The organism is Pedobacter zeae, assembly GCF_014196715.1.
GTDB lineage: Bacteria > Bacteroidota > Bacteroidia > Sphingobacteriales > Sphingobacteriaceae > Pedobacter > Pedobacter zeae.
Map to the genome: position 1 here is coordinate 1,240,345 of NZ_JACIEF010000002.1, position 21,786 is coordinate 1,262,130.

14 protein-coding genes are annotated in these 21,786 nt (G+C 39.5%); 6 read left to right on the plus strand and 8 right to left on the minus strand.

Going from position 1 to position 21,786, the window contains the following annotated elements:
• The first annotated feature begins 68 nt into the window (after positions 1–68).
• Together GGQ60_RS11950 and GGQ60_RS11955 are read left to right on the plus strand one after the other, a co-directional pair.
• On the plus strand, positions 69–1,730 hold the full coding sequence (locus GGQ60_RS11950) for an FMN-binding glutamate synthase family protein (RefSeq protein ID WP_183764148.1): 1,662 nt from the start codon (positions 69–71) through the stop codon (positions 1,728–1,730).
• A gap of 598 nt (positions 1,731–2,328) precedes the next feature.
• Complete coding sequence (locus GGQ60_RS11955) at positions 2,329–3,309, plus strand: BtrH N-terminal domain-containing protein (RefSeq protein WP_183764151.1); 981 nt, start codon at positions 2,329–2,331, stop codon at positions 3,307–3,309.
• A 150-nt stretch (positions 3,310–3,459) separates the two neighbouring features.
• Here GGQ60_RS11955 and asnS read toward each other — a convergent pair whose 3' ends face one another.
• The 8 genes from asnS to lpdA form a co-directional block, all read right to left on the minus strand.
• The gene (gene asnS / locus GGQ60_RS11960) at positions 3,460–4,908 is read right to left on the minus strand and encodes an asparagine--tRNA ligase (RefSeq protein ID WP_183764154.1); all 1,449 of its coding nucleotides are present in this window, start codon (positions 4,906–4,908) and stop codon (positions 3,460–3,462) included.
• A gap of 310 nt (positions 4,909–5,218) precedes the next feature.
• Entirely contained in the window at positions 5,219–6,211 is a 993-nt protein-coding gene (locus GGQ60_RS11965) for a transglutaminase family protein (protein WP_183764157.1), read from the minus strand.
• Between the two features lie 112 nt (positions 6,212–6,323).
• Positions 6,324–7,259 (minus strand): alpha-E domain-containing protein, encoded by a 936-nt coding sequence (locus GGQ60_RS11970; RefSeq protein ID WP_183764160.1) that lies wholly within the window; start codon positions 7,257–7,259, stop codon positions 6,324–6,326.
• Between the two features lie 13 nt (positions 7,260–7,272).
• Positions 7,273–8,721 carry a circularly permuted type 2 ATP-grasp protein gene (locus GGQ60_RS11975; RefSeq protein WP_183764163.1) on the minus strand — a complete coding sequence of 483 codons (1,449 nt, stop codon included), beginning with the start codon at positions 8,719–8,721 and terminating at the stop codon, positions 7,273–7,275.
• Positions 8,722–9,483: 762 nt separating this feature from the next.
• Positions 9,484–10,011: a ferritin gene (locus tag GGQ60_RS11980; protein ID WP_183764166.1), complete on the minus strand. Its 528-nt coding sequence runs from the start codon at positions 10,009–10,011 to the stop codon at positions 9,484–9,486.
• 522 nt (positions 10,012–10,533) lie between these two features.
• A complete protein-coding gene (locus GGQ60_RS11985) occupies positions 10,534–10,893 on the minus strand; it encodes a hypothetical protein (RefSeq protein WP_183764169.1) in 360 nt (119 codons plus the stop codon).
• A gap of 101 nt (positions 10,894–10,994) precedes the next feature.
• A complete protein-coding gene (locus GGQ60_RS11990; protein ID WP_183764172.1) occupies positions 10,995–11,834 on the minus strand; it encodes an MBL fold metallo-hydrolase in 840 nt (279 codons plus the stop codon).
• A 225-nt stretch (positions 11,835–12,059) separates the two neighbouring features.
• Complete coding sequence (gene lpdA, locus GGQ60_RS11995) at positions 12,060–13,448, minus strand: dihydrolipoyl dehydrogenase (protein ID WP_183764177.1); 1,389 nt, start codon at positions 13,446–13,448, stop codon at positions 12,060–12,062.
• A gap of 674 nt (positions 13,449–14,122) precedes the next feature.
• Here lpdA and GGQ60_RS12000 point away from each other — a divergent pair.
• The 4 genes from GGQ60_RS12000 to GGQ60_RS12015 all read left to right on the plus strand — a co-directional run bounded on the left by GGQ60_RS12000 (position 14,123) and on the right by GGQ60_RS12015 (position 21,742).
• Positions 14,123–17,485, plus strand: coding sequence for a TonB-dependent receptor (locus GGQ60_RS12000; protein WP_183764180.1), 3,363 nt, complete (start codon positions 14,123–14,125; stop codon positions 17,483–17,485).
• Positions 17,486–17,857: 372 nt separating this feature from the next.
• Complete coding sequence (locus tag GGQ60_RS12005) at positions 17,858–19,081, plus strand: M57 family metalloprotease (protein ID WP_183764182.1); 1,224 nt, start codon at positions 17,858–17,860, stop codon at positions 19,079–19,081.
• Positions 19,082–19,613: 532 nt separating this feature from the next.
• On the plus strand, positions 19,614–19,895 hold the full coding sequence (locus GGQ60_RS12010; protein ID WP_183764185.1) for a hypothetical protein: 282 nt from the start codon (positions 19,614–19,616) through the stop codon (positions 19,893–19,895).
• 647 nt (positions 19,896–20,542) lie between these two features.
• Entirely contained in the window at positions 20,543–21,742 is a 1,200-nt protein-coding gene (locus GGQ60_RS12015) for a M12 family metallopeptidase (protein ID WP_183764188.1), read from the plus strand.
• Positions 21,743–21,786 lie beyond the last annotated feature (44 nt).

Genomic DNA, 21,786 nt, shown 5'->3' on the forward strand with positions numbered 1-21,786 from the left:
TGGTGTCAGTTGTTTAATAATCCTAATCTTTATCTTTGTAACAACAAAACATCCGCTAATCTGATTTTATGAGAAAAGCTTTCGTCGCCATCGCCGCATTTTTAGTTGCCCTTACCATTATGCTGGGGCTTTACCACCCGTTTTTATGGTGGACATTTATTTTCACCGGCCCTTTTGTGCTGCTTGGGATTTACGATTTGTACCAGCCCAAACACAGCATTGTACGTAACTACCCGGTTTTTGGTCGCTTACGTTATTTTATGGAAGAGTTGCGGCCGAAAGTTTACCAGTATTTTGTAGAGAGCGATACCAACGGAACGCCCTATAACCGCTTAAACCGCTCGCTCATTTACCAGCGCGCTAAAACCGATAATGATACCATTCCCTTCGGCACGCAGTTAAACGTGTACGAAAATGGTTACGAGTGGTTAAGCCACAGTATTGCCGCTATTTCGCACCACGAGCTGAATTTAGATCCGCGGGTGCTGGTTGGCGGACCAGATTGTAAAAAGCCTTATTCGGCCAGTATTTACAATATTTCGGCCATGAGTTTTGGTTCCTTAAGCCAGAATGCCATCCTGGCCTTAAACGGAGGGGCCAAACTGGGTAATTTTGCGCACAATACCGGCGAGGGGGGGATCAGCGATTATCACAGGCAGCCGGGTGGCGATTTAATCTGGCAGATCGGTACCGGTTATTTTGGCTGTCGCAATGCCGATGGTACCTTTAATTACGATGCTTATGCCGAGCGTGCCCAGGCCGATCAGGTTAAGATGATCGAGATTAAGCTTTCGCAGGGGGCTAAGCCTGGCCATGGTGGGATGTTACCCGCTAAAAAGGTAACGCCCGAGGTGGCGCGCATCCGTTTAGTGCCCGAAGGAAAAGATGTACTGTCGCCGCCGGCACATTCGGCTTTCAGCACGCCCATTGGTTTGCTCGAATTTGTGAAAAAACTGCGCGAGCTATCGGGTGGTAAACCTGTTGGATTTAAGCTGTGTATCGGCCGTAAAAGCGAGTTTTATGCCATTTGCAAGGCAATGGTAGAAACAAAGATTTACCCCGATTTTATTACCGTTGACGGGGGCGAGGGCGGAACCGGTGCTGCACCACAGGAATTTTCCAACTCGGTAGGGATGCCGCTGCGCGAAGGGGTGGCCTTTGTGTACGATGTGTTAAATGGTTTCGACCTGAAGAAACACATCAAAATTATTGCTTCGGGTAAAGTAGCTACCGGATTTGACCTGGTTAAAAATATAGCATTGGGCGCTGATATGTGTAATGCCGCCCGCGGAATGATGTTTGCCCTGGGTTGTATCCAGGCACTGGAGTGTAACAGTAATACCTGCCCAACGGGCGTGGCCACGCAAGATCCGAGTTTAATGAAAGGTTTGGTGGTAGAGGATAAAACGGTAAGGGTTAAAAACTTTCACAACCTTACCGTGGCCAGTGCGGTAGAATTACTGGGCGCTGCCGGATTAAGGGAGCCGCACCAGCTCAGCAGGGCGTATATCAACAGGCGTGTAAGCCCGAGTGTAATGCAGAGTTATTTGGAGACCTTTCCGTATATCCCGGCAGGTAGCTTGCTGCAAACGCCTTATCCAACCCGTTACGAACTGGGTATGGCCTTAAGTACTTCGCAAAGTTTTGCACCTACCGATTATAAGGTTTCGGCAGTTGATTATGCGCATGCCAATCCGTATGGAGATACCATGCATGATGATGGGCGATAACAGCCGGGGATAACTGACGAAGTTTAAAAAGAGGCTAAGCGTAGGTAGAACTTCGGAAGTCTGGCATATGGCAACTGATTAGTTTTTTGAAAAGCAGGGGCAGTGGTGCCTGGGTTTGGGTAGTCCTGCTTTTTGCTACAAGTCTTCACTCGTTCCTCGCTCCGGGCTTTCCGCGTCAATCAGGTTTAGGCGGCCAGTAATGAAGGGGTATTAACGGATTAATCAGCAAATGCCCGTACGGAATGAAATACTAATGATTCAATTGGCTGGCTATGAAGTGTTTCCATGTAAATGCTTCGTGTTTCGGATGGCATTATAAGGATGATGAAAGATGAGGAATCGTCATTACGAAGCTAATTTTTTATTGGATGAAACAATCTTAATGCGGTCGCTGTAACCCATGGTGGTAAGATTGCTTCGTCGTTCCTCCTCGCAATGACGAGCCTCTTTAGTATCTGTCAATGATAGCGTATTCAAAGGACAATCTTTTTTGATTAATCCTCAAAATGGTACGATTTGTGATTTTCAATCATTTACCATCGAGTTTGGGCATCGGGCAGATAAAAAAATAATATATTGTTTTGATTAATCAGTTAAAATGAAAATTGAGCATTTAAAGCCTTTTGACGGACAACACTGTGAAACCACGGCAACAGGAACTTTGCTGCGCCAGCTTGGTATTGAACTTTCAGAGCCCATGCTTTTTGGTCTTGGAGAAGGGTTGAGCTTTATCTATTGGAATATGAAAGGCATGGACTTCCCCTTTATGGGAGGGAGAATAAAAACAGACCTTTTAACGCAAAATATTACCAGAAATTTAAACCTCGAATTAAGGGCTAAAGAAACTTCTTCCAAGCAAAAGGCCTGGGATGGGGTAAAGCAGCTGCTGGATAAAGGGCAGGTGGTGGGGCTGAAATTAGATTGTTATCACCTGGAATACTTTTCAAAGCCTTTTCACTTTGCCGGGCATTATGCAGCCATTTATGGCTACGATAACCACGATGCCTTTTTAGTAGACACACGGCAGCAAGGCGGATTGGTTAAAACCTCACTGGATAGCCTGGCATTGGCAAGGGCTGAGAAAGGCCCTATGGCTTCTAAAAACCTGTATTATACCATAAAACGCCAGGAGAAAGAAAGCGACCTGAAAGCTGCAACGTTAAAGGCAATTAAAAATAATGCAAAAACGTATTTAAATCCGCCCATCACCAATATTACCTATAAAGGAATTTTAAAGGCAAGCAGCGAGATTTTCAAATGGTTTCAGGTGAGCAAAAATATCGCTGGCGAATTCGGGCAATCGGCCATGATGATGGAAAAAGCCGGAACGGGTGGCGCTTTATTCAGGAATTTGTATCGTGATTTTTTGAAAGAAAGCTACGAATTGCTCAAACTTGAGGAATTGAAAGCAGGTGATGAAGCTTTTGCAGAAATTGCCTCGCTTTGGACAGGGGTTTCACAATTATTCGAGAAAGTAAGCCTGACCAGTGATTTTAAATATGTTCAGCAGGCATCCGGTATTTTAAAAAACCTTTCGGCTAAAGAAAAAAAGGCCATGGAAGCGCTGGCAAACCTGTAGGGCAGAAAGCTTCATAACCAACAAAGCGGTCAGCTTTTTAAAACCTGACCGCTTTTTTATTGATGGGGCTTGTTCTTTTATCGCCAAACGCTGTTCGCCTGGTCCTAACCGCTTTACGCTGATCGCCTGGCGCTTAGCCCTAAACCTATCTTAAAACTCCGCGTTTTTAGGGAACCTTGGGAACGCAATTACATCACGGATGTTGGTCATGCCGGTGACGAACAGTACCAAACGTTCAAAACCTAAACCGAAACCTGCGTGCGGTGCAGTACCAAAGCGGCGGGTATCTAAATACCACCACAATTCCTCCTGCGGGATGTTTAACGCTTCCATGCGTTGGATTAAGCGGTCTAAACGCTCTTCGCGCTGCGATCCGCCGATCATTTCGCCAATACCCGGGAACAGGATGTCCATAGCGGCAACAGTTTGCCTGCCTTCGGCATCCGGTTCGTTCTGGCGCATGTAGAACGATTTAATATCTGCAGGGTAATCCGTTAAAATTACCGGTTTTTTAAAGTGTTTTTCTACCAGGTAACGTTCGTGCTCGCTTTGTAAATCTGCTCCCCACTCATCAATCAGGTATTTAAACTGTTTTTTCTGGTTAGGTTTAGAAGATTTTAATATCCTGATGGCCTCTGTATAGGTTAAACGCTCAAAATCGTTGGCCAGGCAGAAATCCAGTTTTTCCAATAAACTCAGTTCGCTGCGCTCGTTTTGTGGCTTTTGTTTATCTTCTTCGGCCAGGCGGTTATTTAAAAATTCCAGTTCCTCTTTGCAGTGGTCTAAAGCATATTTAATGACATACTTCATCATGTCTTCTGCAAGCTGCATGTTGTCTTCCAGGTCGGCAAAAGCAAACTCAGGCTCAATCATCCAGAACTCGGCCAAATGGCGGGTGGTATTTGAGTTCTCGGCCCTGAAGGTAGGTCCGAAAGTATATATCTTACCAAAAGCCATGGCGGCCAATTCGCCCTCTAATTGGCCCGATACGGTTAAGTTGGTCGCGCGGGCAAAGAAATCCTGCGAGAAATCAACCTTACCTTCGTCAGTGCGTGGCGGGTTGTCGAAATCTAAAGTGGTTACCTTAAACATTTCGCCTGCACCTTCAGCATCGCTGGCCGTAATTACGGGCGTATGCATGTATACAAAACCACGTTCGTTGTAAAACTGGTGGATGGCGAAAGCCAGGGCATGGCGAACCTTAAAAACAGCGTTAAAAGTATTGGTACGGAAACGCAGGTGTGCAATTTCGCGTAAAAACTCCAGGCTGTGTTTTTTAGGTTGCAAAGGGAATTTCTCCGGATCGCTATCGCCTAAAATTTCTACACTGGTGGCTTTGATCTCAACGCTTTGGCCTTTACCTAACGATTCGACCAGTTTGCCGGTGACAGCGATTGCGGCACCCGTGGTGATTCTTTTTAACAGCTCATCAGGCAGATTATTAAAATCGATCACAACCTGGATATTGCTCATGCAAGATCCGTCATTTAAGGCAATAAACTGATTATTACGGAAAGTTCTTACCCATCCCATAACCGTTACTTCTGTGTCAAATGCTGTCGACTTTAATAAATCTTTAATTTGCTGTCTCTTAATCATATTGTTATTTGTAAAAGGCGCAAATTTAGAAAAAAAACTCGTATCAGTTAACAGTTTGCAGGTATCAGTGTACAGTTTTTTGCATAAGCTTGGTTTAAACTGTCAATTGCCAACTGTAAATTGGTTCATTGGTCATTAGTTCATTGGTTCATTGGTCATTAGTTCATTGGTTCATTGGTCATTGGTTCATTGGTCATTGGTCATTGGTCATTGGTTCATTGGTTCATTGGTCATTGGTCATTGGTTCATTGGTCATTGGTCATTAGTTCATTGGTCATTAGCTCATTGGTAACTGCCAACTGAAAACTGCCTACTGTTGCTGCTGTTGTTGTTGCTGCATCGCTTCCATATACTGCTGATAGCTGTTTTTGGTTCTTGCGGTGGTGATTGTTCCGGTGGCTTTGCTGTAATTCACTTCCTTTGGCTGGAAATAAGTTTCGTTATCATTCAGATCTTCATCGTTATAACCAACCGAAACATTTACTTCCATAATGTGCTCAAACCCACCTTTGTATACGCCTTTTACGGGCGAGCAGTCTGCAAAATTACGGCCTACTGCCAATCGCACATGGTTTTCATTTACGATGCAATTATTGGTGGGGTCTAAACCCAGCCAGCCGTATGCGGGCAGGTAAGCTTCTGCCCAGGCGTGGGTAGCGCCTTCGCCGCGCATGCCATCTCTGTTGGGGCAGATGTAACCACTCACGTACCGCGCCGGAATTCCGGTTAAGCGCAACATTGCCGTGAGGATGTGTGCAAAATCCTGGCAAACACCAGCCTTGAGCTTCAAAATCTCTTCAATGGTGGTATCGACAGCCGTTACGCCTTTAATATATTCGAAATTGTTAAACACATAAGCGCAATATTTGATGGCGGTTTGGTAGGGCGTATCATCCGTCTCCTTCATCTCCAGGGCAGTTGCCTTCAGCAGGTGAATGCCCTCAAAACTTTCCTGCCGTAAATAATCGATATAGGGCACTTCATATTTAAGTGCATCCAGGCTGTTCCATTGCTCGCTGCTGAACATATCGTCCTGTGGCAATGGCTTTGCAAAAGTCTCTACACTTACTTTCGAGAAGATTTTAAGCTGGGTATGGGGTTCGTTTTGGGTGAAAGTACCCACCTCGTTACCGTAATAGTCGATAAAAATTTCAATTTCCGGACTTCCCGAAATATTCAGGTCGTGTTTAATTACTTTCTGGAAATCATCTTTAATCGGAAATAAAATAATCTGATTCGCACTATCCCGAACGGGCGATTCGTATTTGTAATTGGTAATATGTTTGATTTTAAAAATTGGCATAGGGGTTTTGTTATTTATGGGTGACCACCGGTATAAAGGATAAACATGGATGAAAAATGAAAAAAGGAAATTTACCGGTGTGAATCATGTTGAGCTGTGGTTAAAAAACTATTTATGAATTTGCGAAATAATATTCATTCAAAAGGTTTCCGATACCAAAGAGTTCGGTTTTAATTTCCGTCAGGTAATGGTGCAACTGTCCTTCGTCCATGGTGTTAACAGAACTATAGGTAATCATGCTTTTTAATCGGCCGATTTTAAACGACAGGTTATTATAATGACCGATATTGCTTTCGCTCTTTAAACGGTTAAAATACCGTTCGATATTGCTCATGGCATACAGTGCCGACCGTGGGAAATCGTTATTGAGCATGGCCAGTTCGATAATGTTTTTGGCATCAAAGCCCTGCCGGTAGGTTTTGAGGTACAGTTCGTAGCCCCCTAACGATAGCAGCAGGTGCTTCCAGTAGGAGATATCGGTCAATAAATCAGGGTTGCCGCTGATGGAACTGAATTTAATATCGAGGATATCGACCGATTGTATGCTCCGCTCCAGGTGTTTTCCAATATTCATAAAACTCCTGCTTTCGCCACGTTCCATTACACTGTCGGCCGTTCCGTTATAGAGCATCACCTGTTTGATTAAAATATCAAGTGCGGTAATGGGATCGTCTTTTTGTACGTACCATAACAGTTTTTCATCTTTAACGGTATGGTAATACTCGTTCAGGCATTGCCATAAATCTTTGGGGATGTGTTCCTGTACACTCCTTGCATTTTCGCGGGCCAGGGTAACGATGTTTAAAATCGAATTTGGATTTTCGCGGTTCAACAGCAGGTATTCGATTACCGCACGGCTGTCGTGCTGGATATTCAGCAGTTCATTTTCATCATCCGAGGAGAAAATCCTGATCACCGGTTTCCAGGTAAATTCCTGGATGGTATCCTGCGAGGAAGCGTAATTTATTTTTAACATGCGCAGCATACCGTCGCTGCGCTCAACGTACCTGCTTAACCAATATAAGCTTGATGCAACTCTACTTAACATATTGTTCTGTATTCTAAGAAGTTAAAACCCATGTATCTTTACTGCCGCCACCCTGCGAGCTGTTTACCACCAGCGAGCCTTCTTTTAAAGCTACCCTGGTTAAGCCGCCCGGAACAATTGAAATGCCATCGGGGCCGTTTAAAGCGAAAGGACGGAGGTCGATCCGGCGTGGGGCCAGTTTTCCGTTGATAAAGCAGGGCGCCGACGACAGGCTGATGGTGGGTTGGGCAATAAAATTGCGCGGGTCTTTCAGTACTTCAATTTTATATTCTTCTGTTTCCTGTTCGCTTGATGCGTGTCCCATCAGCATGCCATAACCGCCACTTCCATTGGTTTTTTTGATCACCATGGTGTTAATGTTTGCAAAAACATAATCAAGCTCATCTTTATTGCTGAGCTGGTAGGTGGGTACGTTTTTTAATATCGGTTCTTCATTCAGGTAATACCTGATCATATCCGGTACATAGGTATAAACCGCTTTGTCGTCGGCTACGCCATTGCCTACGGCGTTAATAATGGCTACATTGCCTTTACGGTAGGCGCCCATCAGGCCGGCAACACCCAGTACACTGTTGGGATTAAATACCAAAGGATCGAGATAGTCGTCGTCTACACGGCGGTAGATCACATCAACCTGCTGCAGACCTGTAGTGGTTTTCATAAATACCTTTTGGTTTTTTACCACCAGGTCGCGCCCTTCTACCAGTTCTACCCCCATTAAGCGTGCCAATGTAGTATGTTCATAATACGCAGAATTATACATGCCCGGGCTTAACAACACAATGGTGGGATTGGATACTGCCCGTGGCGAAAGTGCCATTAAATTTTTATACAGGATAGCCGGATATTCGGTTACGCTTCTTACGCCGCACTGGGGGATAAGATCCGGGAATAACCTTTTGGTAATTTCCCTGTTCTCGAGCATGTAACTCACGCCGGATGGCGTGCGGAGGTTATCTTCCAGTACGTAAAATGTACCGTCGTGATCCCGGATCAGGTCTATCCCGGCAATGTGGATGTAAATATCGTGCAGCACATTTACATTATGCATCTCTCTTAAGAAATGCGGGCAGGAATAAATAACATTGATGGGAACAATTTTATCTTTTAAGATAAATTGATTGCTGTACACATCTTTTAAGAAAAGATTGAGCGCTTTTAAGCGTTGTTTGATTCCTTTTTCTATAAAACTCCATTCAGAGGAGGTAAGAATGCGCGGAATAATATCAAAAGGGAAGATTTTTTCGATTCCTTCGCCACTATCGTATACGGTAAAGGTAATTCCCTGACTCATGAACAGTTTTTTGGCTAGTTCTTCCTTTTTGTTTAGGTTTTCGAGCGATTCTTTAGAGAAATTGTTAATAAAGTTAGTATAATGATCGCGGTAACGATCACCGTTTAAAAACATTTCGTCGTAAGTTTTAGGATGATTTGAGTAGCTTTTAATAAAATCTTCTATCATTTGACTTAAATATTTCCTTAAAATATGTTTTTATAAGCAAATAATTGTGTTTTTTGTGTATAAAATTAATATTTATGCTGATTTTTAATGTTTTATGGTGTTGTTTGCGGTTAAATGTAGGTGTTTTTTAAAATTTTTATTAAAATATTTAATTTTTTAATAAAAATACTTGCAAATATTAATAAAGTTCGTACTTTTGTAATGCTCGTTAATTATTATTATATATTTGGTTTAAAAAAAGCGCTGTGACAGCGCTTTTTTTATAAAACTCTTAAGACTTATTCATAATCAACATAAACCAAACAACCAAACCAAGAAAGCTCCAGAACAACTGGGGCTTTTCTTTTTTAGAGTGTTGTCCGCATTATACGATAATGATCAGATGAAGTGAAGCTGGAAGGGTAAGCAGTATCGTTATTTCGACTGAAATACAGCGAAGGGAATATACTTGGAGGTTAAAACGGTCGTCATTTTCGCACCTGCCGCGACCTGTGTTATATGCTTTACGATTTTCCAATTGATGATTTAATAAATTCCTTTTGGATCTGCGGTCCTTTTCTACCTGATCAGCGGGAAACAAAGGATTTGCATTAAAGTTTTTCCCGCAGATTTAAAAAAGATAAGTGGCGCAGATTAAAAGATGATTGAATTAAGATTTAGGGATGCCGTCATCTTTGCGCGTGTGTGGATTTTATTTCAATGCTTTAAGCAAAAAAAGCTACCCTTTTCAGGATAGCTTTCCAATATATGTTTTGTTGTTGTTTATTCTTCTGAATAATTGATTTTGTTGACGTGTTTGTCGATTTCCCATCTTCCGGTACCTTCTTCGCCAATCACTTCGAACAATTCTAAAGCCCTGCGTGCTTTGTATTCTTCTTCGCGCTGCTCTTTCAGGAACCAGTTTAAGAATTCCATGGTTACAAAATCCTGCTCTTTATGGCATTTAGCGGCAATGTTTTTGAAGCTCTGGGTGATCGCGATTTCTGCTTCCAAAGCATCTTCGAAAACTTCCCTGAAACTGGCGAAGTCTGTTTTGATTCCGCTTACTTCCGGAGAGATGGCATTTCCGCCCATGTCTAATACATACTTGAACAATTTAAGCTGGTGAACCCTTTCTTCTTCAGATTGTTTTAAGAAGTAATCTGCCGAATAGTCGAAACCATTTTGATCGCACCAGGACGACATAGATAAATATAGTGATGAAGAGTGTGCCTCTTTTTTGATCTGTTGATTTAACAATGTTTCAATATCCTGAGATATTAAGCATTGGATACGCATTAAGTCTTTCATAATTCTGTGCTTTAATAACAATACAAATGTAAAGCGAATTTGTTCGGCTTACTAATTTATTTGCAATATGAAATTAGTCTAAATTGCTGATAATTAGTTATTTGTAATCAGTTTAAATAAGATAGGAGCACGCTGGTAAGGTTAGTATAACGCGAAACGGATAGTGGCTGAGGATCAGCAGGATGGTGGTTGGTTTTCAGCTGGGTGTTAGCAGTTTTTAGTACCTAACTATCTCTTTCCAATAATCTGTCATCCTGAATGCAATGAAGGATCTTTTGTAATGGGAAGTATATGGAGAAAGATTTCTCTATACCGCTACATTCCTTGTTAAATCACTCGTTTCAGATCCTGAATCAAGTTCAGGAGGACGGCTGTGAAGAATTGCAGTTAACTAATTTGCTGCACCGATGAACAAATGACTAATGAACAAATGACTAATGAACTAATGACCAATAATCAATTTGCAGTTACCAATGAACCAATGACTAATGAACCAATGACCAATGAACCAATGAACCAATACTAGTAAACCAATCTATACAGGCAGTCGTTGATCAGGTGGTTAAGTTTGAACATGGTGAAGGTACCTTGCAATAAATCTTTTAAGGCTATAATTTCTAAAACGTTTAAAAGATAAATGTGTTCGCAGCCATTAAAGGTAACAAGTTCGAAATTGGCTTTTTGGGTATTTAACAGCAATGCGTCGATATCAATATCTTCTACTACCTTTTTCAATTTTTGAAGGGACAAGCAGTTGAAACGGGCAAACTTACCTCCAAAATCTACGTAAAAGCAATTTAATTTATCTGATTGATAAACAGAGCCCTGGTGGTTTGAGAATACGTTAACCAATTGGTTGATATCGATACAAGCTTTTTCCATTGGCTACAAAAATTGTGATTATTTAGATTAAATACAAATAAAATTCAAAATAAATTTGAGTAGTACCTTATGGAAAGTAGGGGGTTAAGGTGATGATCCGGTTAGATTTCGCTGAGTTTAAAGGTTTCTGCCACGCGTATGCCTTTTTCTGTGCGTTGTAGGGTACAGCACTCGTTAACAGGGTCGTGCTCCAGGTATAATATATAATTGTTGTTAACGGCTTCTTCTAAAAAGGCCTGTTTTTCGTTTAGTGTTTTTAACGGGAACATGTCGTAAGCCATTACATAGGGCAGGGGCAGGTGACCAACAGAAGGTAAAAGATCGGCCATATAAACGATGGTTTTGCCTTTATAGCTCATTTTAGGCAGCATCATGGCATCGGTATGGCCATAAGCAAAACTGATGCTGATGTCTTTTTGCCAGGTTATATTTTCCTGCTCGGCAACAAATTTAAGCTGACCGCTTTCCTGCAGGGGTAAAATATTTTCCTTTAAAAAAGAAGCCTTTTCACGGGCATTGGGTGTTATGGCCCATTGCCAATGCTTTTCGTTGCTCCAATAGGTGGCACGGCTAAAAGCCGGTTTCAGCTGATCGCCATCCCTGATGACGGCACCGCCCACATGATCGAAATGGAGGTGTGTTAAAAAAACATCGGTAATATCGGCGGTACCGAATCCCAATTGCGCCAGCGATTTTTCGAGGCTATCATCACCATGCAGGTAATAATGGCTGAAAAACTTTTCATCCTGTTTGTTGCCGATCCCGGTATCTACCAAAATCAGTTGATTGCCCTCTTCGATCAGTAAACAGCGCATGGCCCAGGTACAGAGGTTGTTGGCATCGGCCGGGTTGGTTTTTTGCCAGATTGCTTTGGGTACTACGCCAAACATGGCGCCGCCATCGAGTTTAAAAAGGCCTGTGTTTATGGTATGGAGTTTCATCTGAGGGTTTGGGGTTTAAGGTTTAAGGTTTAAGGTTTAGGGTTTAAGGTTTGGGGTTTGGGTTTGGGTTTGGGGGGTTGGGGGTTTGGGGGTTTGGGGGTTTTTTAAAAATAACTGATAAAAATACAAAAACCCTTTAGGATTAACTAAAGGGCTCTGTAATGTTGGTTTTAATTAAGTTTATTAAGCTTTAGCCTTCTGCCTTCCACCTTTAAACCTTCTACCTTATAAGTGTATTACTTCTCCGTAAGCATCAGCGGCAGCTTCCATAATGGCTTCGCTCATGGTTGGGTGAGGGTGAACCGATTTAATCATTTCGTGTCCGGTGGTTTCCAGCTTACGTGCCACAACAATTTCGGCAATCATTTCAGTTACATTGGCGCCGATCATGTGTGCACCCAATAATTCGCCGTATTTTGCATCGAAAATTAGTTTTACGAAACCATCTTTAGCACCGGCGGCACTGGCTTTACCTGAGGCTGAGAATGGGAATTTACCGATTTTTAACTCATAACCTGCTGCCTTGGCTGCTTTTTCGGTATAACCTACCGAAGCAATTTCTGGTGTACAATAAGTACATCCCGGAATATTATTGTAATCTAATGGTTCTACATGCTGACCCGCAATTTTTTCTACACAGATAATACCTTCTGCAGAAGCAACGTGTGCCAGGGCTTGTCCGCCCACCACATCACCAATCGCATAGTATCCTTTTACCGAAGTATTATAAAACTCATCGGTAACGATTTTACCTTTTTCGGTTTTGATTCCTACTTCTTCTAAACCAATGTTTTCGATGTTGGCCACAATGCCTGCCGCAGAAAGTACGATATCGGCTTCGATGGTTTGCATGCCAGAAGCGGTTTTAACCGAAACTTTGCAACCTGCACCGCTGGTATCAACCGATTCGACACTGGCTGAGGTCATTACATCGATACCGGTTTTCTTTAAGCTGCGTAACAGTTGTTTTGAAACATCTTCATCCTCAACTGGTACAACGTTTTCCATGAACTCAACAATGGTTACTTTGGTACCCATGGTGGCATAGAAATAAGCAAACTCAACACCGATGGCGCCTGAGCCTACCACCACCATACTTTTTGGTAATTCGGGAAGTACCATGGCCTGGCGGTAACCGATAATTTTTTTGCCATCCTGTTTCAGGTTAGGCAATTCTCTCGAACGGGCACCTGTTGCAATGATGATATGTTTAGCGCTAAGTTCTTTTTGTGAACCATCAGCACCTTTAACTTCTAATTTATTGCCGGGTTTAACTTTACCCGTACCCATAATCACGTCAATTTTATTTTTTTTCATTAAAAACTGAACGCCTTTACTCATGCCATCGGCAACACCACGGCTGCGTTTTACCACAGCGGCAAAATCGGCAGTAGCACCCGAAGTCGTAATGCCGTAATCAGCAGCATGATTGATATATTCGAAAACCTGGGCACTTTTTAAAAGTGCTTTGGTAGGGATACAGCCCCAGTTTAAACAAATACCACCTAATGATTCACGCTCAACAATTGCAACTTTCAGTCCCAATTGAGAAGCTCTGATCGCAGCTACGTAACCACCTGGGCCGCTGCCTAAAACAATAACGTCGTAATTCATCTGTTTTTTCTAATTTGTTTTTTATCTGTCAGACGGAGCTTACCATAACTAATGATCTAATTATGGACGGTTCATATCTATTTTAAAGAGATTTTGTTTTTAATTGTTCTGCATTAACCGGTAATTTTAAGGTTGCGGTTATCTGCTCATTTATCCCGTACACTACAAATGTTAAAGGTTTTGATCCTTTAATAATCGCTCAAAACTAAAAAAAAAATGTCAATTGAATAGGGCAATGTTGATATAGGCCTTAAAAATTACATTGGGTAGTGATTGTGGTGAAGCTTATGTTTAAAAATAATCGTTACCATCCGCCTGATTTGCAGAATAATATATGGTACAGGTCGTAAAAAGTTGAATAATCAGGATGTTAGGGCTAAAAAAAGGGTGTTAATATATATTATTTAAAAAATACCAAAGTTAACATAGGTTTTATGCTTAAATTATAATCAACTGAATGTTTCGTTATTAAAAATTTAGCTTTAATGTCAATGTATTGATAAACTGAAAGTTATAATTGAGGTAATATGTGTTAAATGTTGAAAAGTTTTGACCGACTTAATAATTTTTTAACATGAGATGTTAAAATCTGTTAAATTTTATTAAGACATTTGCAGCAATAAAATCCTTATTGGGGTTATTTTCAACGACAAAAAACATTTAAAAAACAAAGTATGAAGAAATCTTTACTTTTAAGATTAGTACTGGTTATTGTTGCATTTGTAGGTATTACTTTCGGCGTTAACGCACAGGTAACCACTTCATCAATGACAGGAACAATTAAGGATGCCAAAGGCGCCTTGCCTGGTGCGAGTGTTAAAGCAACACACACACCAACCGGGACTGTTTATTCGGTATCTACAAACAACGATGGCCGTTTTACCATTGGTGGTATGCGTGTTGGCGGTCCTTATACCATTGAAGTTAGTTTTGTTGGTTACAGGCCAGAGAAACAAACCGAGGTTTATTTGAAATTAGGTGAGCCTTATCTTTTAAATTTAGTTTTAACAGATAACAGTTCAACTCTTGCGGAGGTTAAAGTTGTGGGTCAAAGTGCCAATTCAATTATGAATTCAAGTAGGAATGGTACTTCTACTGTGATCAGCAAACAGCAGATCCAAAGTCAACCGACCATTAGTAGAAGTGTTAACGATTTGACCCGTTTAACGCCACAGGCAAATGGTACTTCAATTGGTGGTGGTAACTATCGTTCTAACAACTTTACCGTAGACGGTGCTAACTTTAACAACCAATTTGGTATTGGTCAGAACATCCCTGCAGGCGGTTCACCAATTTCAATTGATGCGTTAGAGCAGATTTCGATTAATGTAACTCCATTTGATGTTCGTCAAACCGGTTTTACGGGAGGCTCTGTTACTGCTGTAACCCGTTCTGGTACCAATAATTTTACTGGTAGTGCTTTTTATACCATGCGCGGAGAAGAGCAACAAGGAAAAAGAATAGGCGAAACTTATAGAATCCCAGTTTTACAAAAACTTGATGAGAAAAATTACGGTTTTAGCCTAGGTGGCCCAATAGTAAAAGATAGGTTATTCTTCTTTGTAAACTACGAAAAGAAACATACTATTCAACCTGGAACAAATAAAATTGCATCAACACCTCAACTTCCTTTTGGCGGTTCAAGTACGCCATCATTTGTTGCAAAACCTACCGCAGATTTCTTAAATACAGTTTCATCTTATCTGCAATCTAAGTATGGTTATGCAACAGGTCCTTATCAGGGGTATTCGAATATCAGTGATAACGAGAAAATGTTTGCCCGTTTAGATTGGAACATTACAAAAGATCACCGTTTTAGTGTTAGATATAACCAGGTAGAAAGTCAATCACCATCATCTCTAAGTACTTCTACAACTGGTTCTGGTGTAACCTTTTCAAGTGCCAATAATAGAGCAGCAAGTACTGCATTATCATTTGCAAATTCTAACTATTATCAAGCGGCAAATCTATACTCTGCTGTAGCAGAATTAACTTCATCTTTTGGTAGTAAGGTAACGAATGTGGCTAGGGCAACTTATTCTCATCAAAACGATCCAAGGACATCAGATAGTAGCCCATTTCCATTGGTTGATATCTTAGATGGCCCGGCTGTAGCAACAACTTTTGGTTATGAGCCATTTACTTACGGAAACTTAAGAGATGTTAAAGGATATACTTATTCTGATGATTTAAGTATTGCCTTAGGAAAACACAACATTAGTTTAGGTTTACAAGCTGAATTTAGCACTACTAAAAATGGTTTCCAACGTTTTGGTACAGGTTATTATGTATTTAATTCTTGGGCTGATTTTGTAAATAATGCTAAACCTTCGAATTACGCTGTTACTTATCCTTTAACTGCAGATGGTTCTCAAGCTTATCCAAGTTTTAAATTTAATCAGTATTCTGCCTATTTACAAGATGAGTTTACTGTTTCTGACCGTTTAAAACTAACAGCTGGTTTGCGTGTCGAACAAGCCACATATCCTGATGTAAGTGAAGTTAGGACACACCCTTTGGTTGCTGGCTTAAGTTTTAATGGACAAAAAGTGGACACTGGTGTTTTGCCTGAGAATAGAATTTCTTATTCACCTCGTTTTGGTTTTAACTGGAACGTATTTGGTGATCGTTCATTCCAGGTACGTGGTGGTACAGGTATCTTTACCGGTCGTATTCCATTTGTATGGATTGTTTCTCAATCAGGTGATGCTGGATTACTACAATATACTCAAACTTATTCAGGGCAAGCAAATACCCCGTTTTTTAGTCCAAACATAGCGCCAAACTTATTAAACGCTGCTCCTGCAGCAGGATCTTCGATTCCAAGTAGCATTAGTGTGATGTCTCCAAACCTGAAATTGCCGCAAACATGGAAATCAAGTATTGCTTTCGATATTAAATTGCCATGGGGTATTATCGGAACTTTGGAAGGTATTTATGGACGTGATTTAAATGTTGCTGTTGCTCAAAACATCAACTTGGTTAACCCAACAGCATTGAATATCAGTGGTTATGGCGACAATAGATTAATGTTTCCTTCTGGTGGTCAATTGCCTACAACATCGGCAGGAGCATTTGCCAGACAATTTGTTTCATTAACAAATGGTGGAGCTGTTGCCTCTACTGCTGCTACCACAAGTTCATCTGGTTTCAACGTAATTCAGATGACAAATTCAAAGGGTGGTTACAACTGGTTAGCTACTGCACAGTTAACGAAGCAATTCCAAAGCGGATTGTCTGCAATGATTGCTTATACCAGATCTGATCAGCGTAATTACGGCGATGGCGGTGGTGATCAATTGTTAAACTTGTGGTCAATTCCTGCAACTTCTGGTAACCCAAATAAGCCAACTCTAAGTTATTCCCAAAACTTAAATCCAGATCGCATCATTGCCAACATTTCTTATAGAAAAGAATATTTCGGAAATTTAGCAACTTCGTTCTCATTATTCTATGAGGGAACTCAACAAGGAAGATTCTCTTATACTTATAGTACAGATTTTAACCGTGATGGTCAATCAGGAAATGATTTAATTTATATTCCTAAACCAGGCGAAATGACAGCCTCATCATTCGTTGCTATTCCCGCCGGAACAACTAACTATAAGGGAGCATATAGCGCTCAAGAACAGGCAGATATTTTCGAAGCTTATATTCAGCAAGATGCCTACTTAAGTAAACACAGGGGTGAATTTGCCCAGCGTAATGCAGCAACATCTCCATGGAGAAATCAGTTTGATTTTAGGTTAACTCAAGAGGTTTTCAAGAACTTTGGTAACACTAAAAATTCTTTCCAATTTACAGTAGATATCTTCAACGTAGGTAATTTACTAAACCGTAAATGGGGTAATGTAAACTTTGTAAATAGTTCTTCTATCTTAGTTCCACAAAATGTTGGCGCTATAAATGATACTACAAAGCCTACATTTAGACTTAATAACAGCCAAGGTGATATCACAAGAGAAACATTTGGTACATCTCAAACCATTTCTTCAACTTACTACATGCAGTTTGGTGTTCGTTACAACTTTAACTAATACTTAATAGTTTATATTAATAAAAGCGCCGTTCATATTTGACCGGCGCTTTTTTTTTAAAATAAATTTTACAGTTAAATATTTGTTTCATAGTATTTTGTGTAATAAACCAAGTACTTGATGTAAAAAAGTAACCGTTTTTATAATAGACAGCTATCTTTATCAAGGAAAACAAATAAAACTATCTATGAAACGCACGCTCTCTCAGAAAAAGATCTTTTCATTGAATTAGAACATCAAGTTCTGCTTAAGCAGCTTATCCCTCCAATTCTATTTCGCTTTAATACTAAACCTTTGTGTTTTTATAGTAGTTCAACCATTGTTTTACACAATAATTAAATCAATATGAATTAAAATTTAAAACATCTAAACATGAAAAAAATCTATTATGCTTTGTTTTTATCGATCGCAGTTTTTAGTGCTTGTAAAAAAGACCAGACTATTGTTGAAAATAAAATAGAAATATCCAATGATATTATCCAAAAATTAAAAGCCGCAGGTTTTGATACTAGTGAGGGACTTAGAAAGCATAAAAATGGCTATTTAGTTGAAGGTGATATTTTCATGACAACTGAAGATATAAATAAACTCAGCGAAGCTTCAAAAATTAATATCCCTTTATTATTAAGCCTAAAAAAATTAAAAATTCAGGGGAAAGACCCCCTCAGCCACTATAGGACAAATAACTTAATAAGCTTAAGTGCAAATCGTAGGACAATAAATATATTTATGAGCCCGGCTTTTGGAACTTATATGCATAATAGCTTGGATACAGCAATAGCTAGATATAATAATTTGGATTTAAGCTTGATATTTAGTAGAACTTCAAGTTCTGCGGGCGCTGATATTATTATTTCAACAACATACATAAATGCGGTGACCAATCCTAATGAAGCTTATTTAATGTCTGCTGGATTCCCTACGTCTGGAAATCCTTATAATCAAATTAATGTTAATACTTATTATTATAACAATTCTTATGATCGACTTGATGCTGTTAGTACATTAGTTCATGAGATTGGACATACGGTTGGGCTCAGACATACTGACTATATGAATAGAGCATTTAGCTGTGGAGTAGTGAAACCAGGAAATAACGAAGGGACTGGCCCTGGAGCGAATCACATAGGAGGTACTCCGACTGGGCCATCGTATGGTTCGGTGATGTCAGCTTGTTCTGACGGGAGTGACCGTGCATTTACATCTGGAGACATTTTGTCTTTGAAGTCACTTTATCCCTACAGAAAAGATATTTACATTAAAGAAATTCATGATTTAATTTACAATGACTCTTATAGCTCGGGTGCCAGTGATTACGATAAAAGGTCTTATGACATTACTTTAGAGTTTTATCAGGATGCAGCAGGTACAATTCCATACATAACTTCGAATTATTTTACTTTAAATATATTTAGTTATTATGGTGGTGTGGATTCTGTGGTAAATTTGCTTATAGATGATGGAGTGTCTTCATATCATTTAGGTGAATTTACAGTAGATCGAGGCTGGGAATTTGGGAATCAAGTGTATGATAATACAAGCGGTTTTCAAGTTGCCTATTGGTCTAACTCTTATTATGGGCATGTTATATGGTAGTGATGACATAATAAAGTATATGCTTAATTGTTAATTATGTATACTCTATTTTCTTAAAGTTCTAAAATCATTTTACTGAAGATAATTCTCAAATTTTTAGACGGGAATAAAAAAGGGCTGAAATTGTATTTCAACCCTTTTATGTTATTTTTTATGTTCTTAATGATAAATGAAAGACCTTTCTCACTTTGAATGGTTATCTGTTTTTGATTGTCCTTTTCTTTGCGGCCTATAATTTAGCATCTATATTAAAGCTTTTTGATATTTCGATAATACGATCTGCAATTTCTTGTGGCACATAGGGACAGCTGAGTGATATCACTAGAAAAACATTTGGTGCTTCTCAGACCAATTCTTCAGCTTACTACATGCAGTTTGGTGTTCGTTACAACTTTATCTAATACTTAATAACGTATATTATTAAAAGCGCCGGTCACACTTGACCGGCGCTTTTTTTGTTAAATCCAAAACCATTTCCTGCCGAACATGATTCTATGATTAGTCTATTTATTAAAAACTAATTTATAAAACAATGAGCAGTTCGAAACAGACGCATAACCATGCAACCATTAAAGCCTGGGCAGAGGAGCATGGCGGTGTACCTGCAATAGTTGCAGATACCTCAACAAATAAAGGCGATGGGGTTTTAAGGATACATTTTCCTAAGCATAGCGATCACTCATCCGACTTAAAAGAAATTGATTGGGATACTTTTTTTAAAACCTTTGATGAGCATCAACTCGATTTTCTTTACCAGGAGAAGAAAGCTAATGGAGATGAAAGTACGTTTCACAAATTTGTAGAACGGGAATAAAAAAGGGCTGAAATTGTATTTCAGCCTTTTTATGTTCTTAATGATAAATGAAAGTACCTTTCTCACTTTCAATGGTTATCTGTTTTTGATTATCCTTTTCTTTGCGGCCTATAATTTAGCATCTATATTAAAGCTTTTTGATATTTCGATAATACGATCTGCAATTTCTTGTGGCACATAGGGACAGCTGAGTGATATCACTAGAGAAACATTTGGTGCTCCTCAGACCAATTCTTAAGCTTACTACATGCAGCTTGGTGTTCGTCATAACTTTAAATAATAATTAATAACGTATATTTATTAAAATTGAAGGTCAATTATGACCGCGCTTTGTTTTTTTATGATTTCACAGTTAATCTTGTTTCAGTGGACTTTGTGTAATAAACCAAGTATTTGATGTAAAAAAGTAACCGTTTTTATAATAGACAGCTATCTTTATCATGGAAAACAAATAAAACTATCTATGAAACGCACTCTCTCTCAGAAAAAGATCTTTTCATTGAATTAGAACATTAAGTTCTGCTTAAGCAGCTTATCCCTCCAATTCTATTTCGCTTTAATACTACACCTTTGTGCTTTTATAGTAGGTCAACCATGTTTTACTTAATAATTAAATCAACATGAATTAAAATTTAAAACATCTAAACATGAAAAAAATCTATTATGCTGTTGCAGCGCTCGTTATTTTTATGACTGCCTGTAAAAAAGAAACTTCTGTTAAAATAGAGCAGTCACAAAACACTCCAGGTAAAGTTATTACCTATCATTTAAAGAACGGTGGGCAGGTTACTGCCCAAATTAATGATAGAGGAGAATATGTTGTTGGAGGCGATGTGATCTTATCAAAAGATCAAATTGCTTATTTGGAGTATAATAAAGTTGGTGATGGTAAGGCGACTACGCCACGAAGTACGTTTACGGCTGAATTTCAGAAATTATGGCCTGATGGCATTGTATACTATACCATAAGTTACACCCTAAACAGCAGTAATATTGGGCTAGCAATAAATGAATGGGAGTCTAATACACCAATTCGTTTTGTTCAGCGGACGAATCAGCCTAATTACGTTGATTTTACAGGTTCACCGTCGCAGGGATCTGGCTCATCTCAATTGGGTATGATTGGAGGTAGACAGGAGATTAAATTAGAAGATAATGCTAGTTTTACCACTGTAGTACATGAAATAGGGCATGCTGTTGGTTTAATGCATGAACAAACAAGAGCGGATAGGGATCAATATATTACAGTAAACTATGGTAATATAAATTCTTTCTGGACATCACAATACGATACATATAGTGTACAAGGTGAATCAGGCTCAGAGATTGGAACTTTTGATTTCAATTCTGTAATGCTTTATCGCTCTAATAACGCAGCAGCTAGAATTGGGGGAAATACAGCTCCACAAATGACAAAAAAGGATGGATTTACCACATGGGGTGATAATTATTATCTTTCACAAGGTGATATAGATGGTGTGAATTATTTGTATAAGCCTATATATGTTAAATTAGTTTCTGTTTATAATGAAGAAGGTTCTTATTATAATAGCAGTATTACGAATGAAGATGCTAGATTTGAATACTTCATTTCACTGGAATTTTTTAGTGACGCAGGTTTTAATACGCCAATTTATTTGGTTAACCCTGTTAAAATAAAGTACGTTAATAATTTTGGAAGTCTTCAAGGCAATGGGGGGTATCCAGGAGAATTAGTTGTTCCTGCAGGAAATCATTCTGTGTACCTTGGCACAGCTTTAACAGAGTATAGTTCGGAATACGGCAATTATAGTTATTATAATTCAAATTCTTTTGCACTTTCTGAAGGAGTAGGATATAAATATTAATTTAGCACAATTTAATAGAAGTAAAGGAAGGGCGGAGAAATAAT

Coding starts and splice junctions, on each gene's coding strand:
- GGQ60_RS12015 (WP_183764188.1), top strand. CDS start 20,543: ATGAAAAAAATCTATTATGCTGTTGCAGCGCTCGTTATTTTTATGACT.
- lpdA (WP_183764177.1), bottom strand. CDS start 13,448: ATGAATTACGACGTTATTGTTTTAGGCAGCGGCCCAGGTGGTTACGTA.
- GGQ60_RS12000 (WP_183764180.1), top strand. CDS start 14,123: ATGAAGAAATCTTTACTTTTAAGATTAGTACTGGTTATTGTTGCATTT.
- GGQ60_RS12010 (WP_183764185.1), top strand. CDS start 19,614: ATGAGCAGTTCGAAACAGACGCATAACCATGCAACCATTAAAGCCTGG.
- GGQ60_RS11950 (WP_183764148.1), top strand. CDS start 69: ATGAGAAAAGCTTTCGTCGCCATCGCCGCATTTTTAGTTGCCCTTACC.
- GGQ60_RS11955 (WP_183764151.1), top strand. CDS start 2,329: ATGAAAATTGAGCATTTAAAGCCTTTTGACGGACAACACTGTGAAACC.
- GGQ60_RS11990 (WP_183764172.1), bottom strand. CDS start 11,834: ATGAAACTCCATACCATAAACACAGGCCTTTTTAAACTCGATGGCGGC.
- asnS (WP_183764154.1), bottom strand. CDS start 4,908: ATGATTAAGAGACAGCAAATTAAAGATTTATTAAAGTCGACAGCATTT.
- GGQ60_RS11980 (WP_183764166.1), bottom strand. CDS start 10,011: ATGAAAGACTTAATGCGTATCCAATGCTTAATATCTCAGGATATTGAA.
- GGQ60_RS11975 (WP_183764163.1), bottom strand. CDS start 8,721: ATGATAGAAGATTTTATTAAAAGCTACTCAAATCATCCTAAAACTTAC.
- GGQ60_RS11985 (WP_183764169.1), bottom strand. CDS start 10,893: ATGGAAAAAGCTTGTATCGATATCAACCAATTGGTTAACGTATTCTCA.
- GGQ60_RS11970 (WP_183764160.1), bottom strand. CDS start 7,259: ATGTTAAGTAGAGTTGCATCAAGCTTATATTGGTTAAGCAGGTACGTT.
- GGQ60_RS12005 (WP_183764182.1), top strand. CDS start 17,858: ATGAAAAAAATCTATTATGCTTTGTTTTTATCGATCGCAGTTTTTAGT.
- GGQ60_RS11965 (WP_183764157.1), bottom strand. CDS start 6,211: ATGCCAATTTTTAAAATCAAACATATTACCAATTACAAATACGAATCG.